The sequence below is a fragment of the uncultured Wocania sp. genome, assembly GCF_964021735.1.
Taxonomy (GTDB): Bacteria; Bacteroidota; Bacteroidia; order Flavobacteriales; family Flavobacteriaceae; genus Wocania_A.
In genome coordinates this window covers 1-8,306 of the sequence record NZ_CAXIBN010000135.1, presented here as the reverse complement: position 1 = coordinate 8,306, position 8,306 = coordinate 1, and the positions used below count along the sequence as shown (strand labels likewise).

At 31.8% G+C, this 8,306-nt stretch carries 8 protein-coding genes and 1 pseudogene; 4 read left to right on the top strand and 5 right to left on the bottom strand.

Translation table 11 applies throughout. The features are described 5' to 3' along the window. Positions 1-674 (top strand): annotated as a pseudogene (locus AADI82_RS11495) (hypothetical protein); the annotation flags it as partial. A gap of 134 nt (positions 675-808) precedes the next feature. Next, entirely contained in the window at positions 809-1,909 is a 1,101-nt protein-coding gene (locus AADI82_RS11490) for a DUF4407 domain-containing protein (RefSeq protein WP_341216574.1), read from the top strand. A 14-nt stretch (positions 1,910-1,923) separates the two neighbouring features. On the opposite strand, the gene AADI82_RS11485 is transcribed toward AADI82_RS11490, so the two are convergent. Together AADI82_RS11485 and AADI82_RS11480 are read right to left on the bottom strand one after the other, a co-directional pair. Beyond that, entirely contained in the window at positions 1,924-3,495 is a 1,572-nt protein-coding gene (locus AADI82_RS11485) for a discoidin domain-containing protein (protein ID WP_341216573.1), read from the bottom strand. A 153-nt stretch (positions 3,496-3,648) separates the two neighbouring features. Continuing rightward, on the bottom strand, positions 3,649-3,927 hold the full coding sequence (locus AADI82_RS11480) for a hypothetical protein (RefSeq protein WP_034041752.1): 279 nt from the start codon (positions 3,925-3,927) through the stop codon (positions 3,649-3,651). A gap of 214 nt (positions 3,928-4,141) precedes the next feature. Between AADI82_RS11480 and AADI82_RS11475 the strand changes: the two genes are divergently transcribed. Together AADI82_RS11475 and AADI82_RS11470 are read left to right on the top strand one after the other, a co-directional pair. After that, entirely contained in the window at positions 4,142-4,573 is a 432-nt protein-coding gene (locus tag AADI82_RS11475; protein ID WP_341216572.1) for a nuclear transport factor 2 family protein, read from the top strand. 3 nt (positions 4,574-4,576) lie between these two features. After that, a complete protein-coding gene (locus tag AADI82_RS11470) occupies positions 4,577-5,050 on the top strand; it encodes a GNAT family N-acetyltransferase (RefSeq protein ID WP_341216571.1) in 474 nt (157 codons plus the stop codon). 4 nt (positions 5,051-5,054) lie between these two features. Here the strand turns inward: AADI82_RS11470 and AADI82_RS11465 are convergent, their stop codons facing one another. From AADI82_RS11465 to AADI82_RS11455, 3 genes are all read right to left on the bottom strand, one after another. Next, entirely contained in the window at positions 5,055-6,302 is a 1,248-nt protein-coding gene (locus AADI82_RS11465; RefSeq protein ID WP_341216570.1) for an FAD-dependent oxidoreductase, read from the bottom strand. 9 nt (positions 6,303-6,311) lie between these two features. Further along, the gene (locus AADI82_RS11460) at positions 6,312-7,322 is read right to left on the bottom strand and encodes a 4-hydroxyproline epimerase (protein ID WP_341216569.1); all 1,011 of its coding nucleotides are present in this window, start codon (positions 7,320-7,322) and stop codon (positions 6,312-6,314) included. A gap of 105 nt (positions 7,323-7,427) precedes the next feature. Beyond that, on the bottom strand, positions 7,428-8,306 hold an 879-nt coding region (locus AADI82_RS11455), incomplete at its 5' end, for an aldehyde dehydrogenase family protein (protein WP_341216568.1).

The following is an 8,306-nucleotide window of genomic DNA, read 5'->3' as shown; positions in this document are numbered from 1 at the left end:
TTCAACAAAAAGCAACTAAAAAAGAAATTGCAGAATACAACAAGTTAGCAAAAAAAATTAAAGCTAATCCAAAAGGTGTTTTTAAAGAAAAAGACATTAAGCGATTAATCTCAATTTATAATTTAATGAGTATGGAACAGAGAAATAGTGCTGAAATAATGCCTAGTTTTATTCCACCTCCGCCAATCCCTGACAATGCAACACCAGAACAAAGAAAAAAATATAAGCTAGCTATTCTTAATTTTAAAGAATTAACAAAAGAGCTAGACGTTATCGAAATACAAGAAGCTTTACCTCCACCACCTCCAATTCCAGCAAATGCTACACCTGAACAAAAGGCCAAATACAAAAAAGTAATTGACGATTATAAAAAGAAACACCCAGAAGCAGTTACTAAAAGGAAGTCTAAATCTGGTGAAGTTATAGAAATTGTAGAGGTTCCTTTAGACTTGTTCCCTCCACCACCTCCTCCTCCAAAAAGCCCTTTAGAACATGCTAAAGAAATGGCAAAAAAAGGAGCCAAGTTTTACTACAATAAAAAGGAAATATCTTCAAAAGAGGCTATAAATATATTAACCAAAAATAAAAACATTAATATAGAAACAAATCATTCAAATGATAATAATTATATAGTTCAACTTTCAACAAAACCCATAGTTATAAAAGAAGATTAAATTATTTTAAAAAAGCCTAAAGAAATTCTTTAGGCTTTTTTAAACCTAATTGTGTAACAAAACTATGCTTTTAACGTTCTAATAGACAACTTGTGCTAAGCGCAGTCGAAGTATCAATCAAAATCAATCACATTATGTTAAAGCAATTCTTCATTATTTGCTCTGGGTCAGATACCAATATTTTAGAAACTTGTTCGGTAGGCGAACAAAACAAATACGCCGGTATTGGTGCCACCGTTTTCTTCACCGCTGTTATGGCTTTTATTGCAGGTAGCTATGCGCTTTATACGGTTTTCGATAATCTTTACACGGCAATTTTCTTTGGATTAATTTGGGGGTTACTCATTTTTAATTTAGATCGTTATATTGTTTCAACCATCAAAAAAACAGGAAATGTTATAGATGAACTAATCCAAGCTTCACCTAGAATTGTATTAGCAGTCATTATTGCAATTGTAATTTCGAAACCTTTAGAGTTAAAGATTTTCGAAAAAGAAATCAATCAAGTATTATTAGAACAAAAAAACGAACTAACACTAGCCAATAAAAACCAAATAGCAGAACAGTTTACACCAAATATAGCTTCACTACAAAGTGAAATAGCAAGTTTACAACAACAAATAGACATTAAAGAAGCGGAGGTTAATGCGCTTTACGATACCTACATAGCAGAAGCGGAAGGAACAGCAGGCACAAAACTATTGGGCAAAGGACCAGTTTATAAAGAAAAACGAGAAAAGCACGATGCTTTATTAGCTGAACTACAACAATTAAAAGCTGAGAATAAAGAAAAAATGATTGTCGCAGAGAATCAGATAGTTGTGCTTAAGGGAGATTACGAAAAACAAGTGGTTACAACACAACCCATAATCAATAATTTTGATGGCTTAATGGCACGTATTAATGCTTTAGGCGAGTTGCCTTGGTTGCCATCATTCTTTATATTCTTACTGTTTTTAGCTATTGAAACCTCACCTATTTTCGCTAAATTATTAGCGCCAAAAGGCGCGTACGATTTTAAAATTGAAGATGAGGAAACAGCCATAAAAACAACAGTTATTCAAAATAAAAGCCAAAGAGAAGCTTTACTAAAAACAGATTATGCTATTAATGATCGTGTATATAATGATATTGAAAACGAAGAGGAATTGTATGCTTATAAAAAGAAAATAACTCAAGAGTTAATGAAAAAGCAACAAGAAGCTTTTTACAATAAACAAACTAAAATTCTATAATTTTTTATATCTAATTAAAAGCATTTAATTTCTGCCATGGCAGCAAATTGGGCTCCATCAAACGCAGATTTTGCAACAATCTTAAAATACCTAAAGGTGGTTTCACTATCCAAATGCACATGGTGTATTGTATTAATGTCTTTTAACACATAATTTCCTTTACTTTCCCATGTAACATTATCTGCACTAACCAATATTTCAACATCCTTTATCTTTCGCATACCATTTCTTTGTAAAAAAGAAAACCCTTTTGCTGTAATAGTTTCACCAGTATCAACAACTATACTATGAGGATACGTTGCAGTGCATCCTCCCGTCCAACATGAATGCCAAAACGTAGAAGGATCATCATCTAGAATCATACTAGCAGTAGCGTTATATTCTTCAGAGGTAAAAGACACTATACTCCAATTTGTTCTGACTAAATAGTCTTGATCACCAAATTCAATAATAGGTATATTATTCTCAAACTTATAAGAATATGAAAAGTTAGAAATTTCTCCATTGGTATGGCATAATCTCAATCTTAATACGTATTCAATGGTTCCCTTTTTATCAAGCTCATTAATAGGCATAGAAACACTAAAAGTACTATTATCATCTACAGCTGTTGCCCAAGTAACAGCATCATAGTCGGCATTATCATCTGCTGGATCATTATAAAATCCAATATAATTTACAGCAACATCAGATTGAAATGTTCCAGACACCTTTAAAGCTCCATCTTCAAAGTTGGCTTGAATAGTATTAATCTGTGCAGTAGCTCCTGTATAAAAAGCTGCGTTTGAATTGTTAAAAATTTGATTATTATTAAGAATAGCACAACTTGCTTCGGTTAAAAATGTGGGGGTACTGCCATAGGTATAATTACCAGCTCCCATTAATGAGGTTCCTTTATTCGCATCAGTATACTCTGATACTTTTTGTTTATTATGTGGTAAATTTAGACCGTGTCCTAACTCATGTAGTAGACCTCCTATATATTTCGTAGCATCATTACTAAGTTTAGAATTTCCTCCAAAGTGTTTTACATCCATATCATTATAATCCAAAGCAAAACACCAACGCCCTAAACCATAAAATGGCACATTAGGATTATCATGATCTTTAACTGGCATTAAAACTAATGTATGCTCACTGTTTTTTTCGCTAGGGTTCACTTTAAAATAAGCCTCAATCTCTTCAATTACTTTATTACCCCCTCCTTCGTAAGGATAATTAGAGGTATTAAACTTTCCTTCAACGTAGTTTATTTTTACTCGGTTTTTAGCATTATCGACAAGTAAATTATATGTTTTATCTCCAAAACCATAACCATTCATGTTTTGCTTATAAAACTCTTGACCATTCAATAATATTTCACTTACTCTTTTATGTGAATTTGTACGATTAGGCACGTCTTTGGGAATGAAGTATACAATATTCAAATTATACTTTGCATCTGACGTGTAATTAAACACTTCTTCTATTGGGGGATCCGGATCTACAATAATATCTTCAGAAGACGCAGAATCCTTTGAACAACTTATTAATATTGATAAAACTAAAAATCCACAGAAAAAACGTATTCTTTTAAATAAACTCATCAATTGTCTCTTTATATTTAATAAGCAAACTTATTTATACTATGACGAAGTAAGGGGTGATTTTTAATCAATTTAGTGTAAGATTTAGCCATTAAAACAAGTAAAGACTTATATAATTATAAGTCTTTACTTATTATTGTAATGATGACAATGTTATGCAGCAAAATCAGATTTAAAATGCTCGTATAAGTCTTTACATCCTAATCCAATTATAGACATTTTCTTGTTTTTAGATAAAGCTTCATAATGTAATTCTGCTAATGCAGTTACACCATACTTATCCATCCACTCTATATTTTCAATGCTAATAGTGAGTGCATTTACTTTTTCAAAAACATTATTAAACTCACTCTTAAATACATTCAAATTGCGTTTATTAAGAATGCCCTTCATTTTAAAAAAGTTATTGTAGCTTGTAATCTCTAATTCCATAATTAAGTTATTTAAAAGGGTTAAACAATAAATTTGAGGGAGACTAATCAATTGATTATCAAATAAAAGTATACAACTTAAAACAAAACTACATTATTTAATCGATGAAGAGATTTTAACTTTAGTTTAAAAAATAAGAGATGTCAAATTAATCGACGAGTAACCTCTTTTAAAGCAGGATTTTGTTATTTTTACTTTTATAAAAATACTATTTATGAAACATTTTATACTATTACTATGCCTTGTTACTTTTCTGCACAGCAATGGCCAATCAACTGAAAGTCAAGACAAAAAAAGCATTGAAAAAGTTTTGAAAAAACAAAGAATAGCTTGGTCTAAGAATAATATTGAAGAATTTATGGAAGGCTACTGGAAAAGTGATTCGCTTAAGTTTTATGGTAGTAATGGTGTTACTTATGGTTGGCAAAACACCTTAGAACGCTATAAAAAAGCATATCCTACCAAAGATCATACAGGCATTTTAAACTTTAAAATTAATGATATTTCTAAAATAAACGAAGGTGCTTACTTTGTTATGGGAGAATATCACCTAAAAAGAAATGTTGGAAATGCTAATGGTATTTTTATGATTATTTTTAAGAAAATTAATGGTGAATGGAAGATTATTGCTGATACTTCCAGTTAAATTATGCAACTAATAGTTAGAAAAGCGACCTTAAAAGATTTACCCACTTTATTAAAGTTTGAGCAAGGTGTAATTGAGGCAGAAAGACCTTTTGATCCTACGATTCAAAACGGAAATATTAACTATTATGATATTTCAGAATTAATTACAAGTCCGAACTCCGTAATTTTTGTTTTAGAAATTGATAAAGAAATTGTAGCATCTGGCTATGCAAAAATTAAATCTGACAGACATTACTTAAAACACGAAAAGCAAGGTTATTTAGGATTCATGTTTGTTTTAGAAAAACATAGAGGAAAACAGCTAAACCAACTAATAATTGATGCTTTATTAAAATGGTGTAAAACACATCATATTTATGAAATTAGATTAGATCTTTATCAAGGTAATATACCTGCTATAAAAGCCTATGAAAAAGCAGGTTTTAAAAAACATATGATTAATATGCGTTTAGATATTGAAAATTTAGATTTGTAATAATTTAAAATTTTCTGTCTGGATGATAATTAGTTAATTCTAATGATGGTTTTTGTTCCGAAATAATTTCGGACACCAATTTCCCTGTAGCTGTCCCCATACTCCAACCCATCATTGCATGACCAGTGGCAATGGTTAAATTTTTACACTTTATAGATTTGCCAATATACGGTAGTCCATCTGGTGACACTGGACGCAGTCCACAAGCCACATTGTTTTTTTCTTCTACAGTTAAAGTGATTTCAGGATAATATCGTTTAGCTGCATCAGCAATAGCTTCAACTCTAATTTTATTAATATTATGGTTAATGCCTGCAATTTCCATAGTACCAGCAAACCGTGTAAAACCATGCATTGGTGTTACAGCTACTTTTGCTTCGGTTAAAATGGCTGGAATTGAAATATTGGTTTCATTTGTTGTATTTATCCTGTATCCTTTTCCAGCTTGAAGCAGTAATTTCAATCCTAATTTTTTGCTTAAAATGGGACTCCAAGATCCTGCTGCCAAAACAAATTCATCTGCTTTTAAAACTTGTTTATTGGTTTTAATTGCTGAAATTTTTTGGTTTTCAACTTCTATATTTTCTACCTTTTCATTGGTATAAAAAATAACACCATTATTTTTTAAATACATTTTCATGTCGCTCATAAACTCATGAGGTGTAGTATGAGAATCACATTTATATAGAATTGCACCTTTAGCATTCAACGCTACATTTGGCTCTAATTGTTTTAGCTCATTAAGGTTAATTACTTTAGCATCTAAACCTTCTTGTTTTGCTAAATTTGCAGTTTTAATTTCTCCTGCTAAAGCTTTGTCGGTTTGGCACAACATAAGTAAACCCTTATTTTCGTAATGGAATGAAAAGTTTTCATTTCTCTTTATGTCGTTGTATAAATCTTGACTTAAAAGCGAAATTGCTTTAATAGTTGGAATTGCTTTTTTTACATGCTTTGCATTGCATGATTTATTAAACGCCAACGTCCATCTTAAAAAATCTAAATCTAATCGCGGTTTTATATAAAGTGGACTTGATTTATTAAACATCCATTTTAACCCTTTTTTCATGACTCCCGGAGCAGATAAAGGAATAATATGACTTGGTGATAAATACCCCGCATTAACATAAGAAGCACCAGAATCGAGGTTTGATTGATCCACAATAGTTACTTGATGTCCTTCTTTTTGAAGATAATAGGCAGAGCATAACCCAATAATTCCACCTCCTATAATTATTATTTTTTTACTCATAATTAAAATTCAAATGACTTGAAAACCGTGAGCGTAAGGATCATCTTCGTCATCAATAAAAATTGTATTATACCCATAAACTTTTGCCCAACCTTGAATACTTGGTACTATTGCTATTTTACCATCTAAAATTGTTTCTTGTTCAATTCTACCAATAAATTTTGAACCAATAAAACTTTCGTGAATAAAGTCTTCATTCTTTTTTAGTTTTCCTTTAGCATGCAATTGTGCTAATCTTGCAGATGTTCCTGTACCACAAGGTGACCGATCTATCGCTTTATCTCCATAAAACACCGCATTTCGTCCAGAAGATGTTGGATCGATTGGATTTCCTGTCCACAACATATGAGTCACATTTTTAATGGTTTTGTTTTCAGGGTGAATAAACTTATTAGGATATTTTTCGTTGATTCTATCTCGTACCACTTGCGAATATTGAACGATTTTTGAAGCCGTAAAATCATGTATTCCTGAAAAGTTTTTCTGTGGATCAACTATAGCGTAAAAATTCCCTCCATAAGCTACATCAAAAAGGATTTCACCCAATTCTGGACAATCAATTGTTAAGTTTTCTGCTGCTAAATAGCTTTTTATGTTGGTTAATTTTACCCAATCTACTTTGTTTTTGGTTTGTTGATATTCAATTTCAACCAAACCAGCTGGTGCTTCCATTCTGATTTTTCCTGGAATCTTGGGTGTAATTAAACCTTCTTCAATGGCAATTGTAATGGTGCCAATTGTTCCGTGTCCACACATTGGTAAGCAACCAGAAGTTTCAATAAAAAGAATAGCAAAATCATTTTCAAGGTTATGAGGTGGGTAAATAATACTACCACTCATCATATCGTGTCCGCGAGGTTCAAACATTAAACCTTTACGAATCCAATCGTATTCTTTTAAAAAGTGCTGCCGCTTTTCACTCATAGTTTCACCAACTAGATTTGGACCTCCGCTTTTTACAACTCTTACAGGGTTTCCGCAAGTGTGGGCATCAATACAAACAAAAGTATTTCTTGCCATTTCTAAATTATATCTTTAAGCATTTACCTACATTATAAGAACCCTAAAGGGTGCTTTTAAACAGCACCCAATAGAATTTTGAGCTAGTCACTCATTTATTAATTATTATAGTTTTCTGTCACTTTTACTTCCATCAACTAATCTAAAAAGATTTAAAGGATTTTCGTTTTTCAATTCATCTGGAAGTAATTCGTTCGGCCAATCTTGATAACTAAATGGTCGAACCCATCTTTTAATAGAATCTACACCAACTGCTGTAAATCTTGAATCTGTTGATGCAGGATACGGGCCACCATGTTGCATGGACGGACACACCTCAACACCAGTTGGCACACCGTTAAAAATGATACGACCTACTCTATTTTGTAATGCACTAACACTATTTGAATACTTAGTAATTTCATTATCATCAGAAATTATTGTTCCTGTGAGTTGTCCTTCTAAATTTGAAATAACGGCTTCTAATTGTGCTTCATTTTCGCATTGAACAACTAATGAAAATGGTCCAAATACTTCATGGTGTAAAGTCGAGTTATTTAAAAACGTATCCCCTTCAACTGTGGTAACCACTTGTCTTGCAAAATTAGGTTCTACTTCATTTTCATAATCAGCTAAAACTTTTAATCCGTTTTGAGATAATGCTTTTGTTTTATTGGTTTCGTAAGCCCCTGAAATATTTGGATGCAGCATGCACGAAGGTTCTATTTTTACAATTTCTTTAGCTAAAGTATTTACGAAATTTGTTAATCCGTCTGATTTAATACCAATTATTAATCCTGGGTTTGTGCAAAATTGCCCTGAGCCTAAAGTGATTGATCCTGCATACGTTTGAGCTATAGCTTCTGCTCTATTACTTAATGCTTTTGGCAATAAAATTACTGGATTAATACTTCCCATTTCTGCAAATACAGGAATAGGCTCGTCCCGTTTTGCTGCTAAATTGTATAATGCACGACCGCCTTTAATGCTTCCTGTAAACCCTAC

Excerpts from the sequence above, each read along its gene's own strand:
- AADI82_RS11475 (WP_341216572.1), top strand. The coding sequence starts at position 4,142 with ATGAAACATTTTATACTATTACTATGCCTTGTTACTTTTCTGCACAGC.
- AADI82_RS11480 (WP_034041752.1), bottom strand. The coding sequence starts at position 3,927 with ATGGAATTAGAGATTACAAGCTACAATAACTTTTTTAAAATGAAGGGC.
- AADI82_RS11460 (WP_341216569.1), bottom strand. The coding sequence starts at position 7,322 with ATGGCAAGAAATACTTTTGTTTGTATTGATGCCCACACTTGCGGAAAC.
- AADI82_RS11465 (WP_341216570.1), bottom strand. The coding sequence starts at position 6,302 with ATGAGTAAAAAAATAATAATTATAGGAGGTGGAATTATTGGGTTATGC.
- AADI82_RS11470 (WP_341216571.1), top strand. The coding sequence starts at position 4,577 with ATGCAACTAATAGTTAGAAAAGCGACCTTAAAAGATTTACCCACTTTA.
- AADI82_RS11490 (WP_341216574.1), top strand. The coding sequence starts at position 809 with ATGTTAAAGCAATTCTTCATTATTTGCTCTGGGTCAGATACCAATATT.
- AADI82_RS11485 (WP_341216573.1), bottom strand. The coding sequence starts at position 3,495 with ATGAGTTTATTTAAAAGAATACGTTTTTTCTGTGGATTTTTAGTTTTA.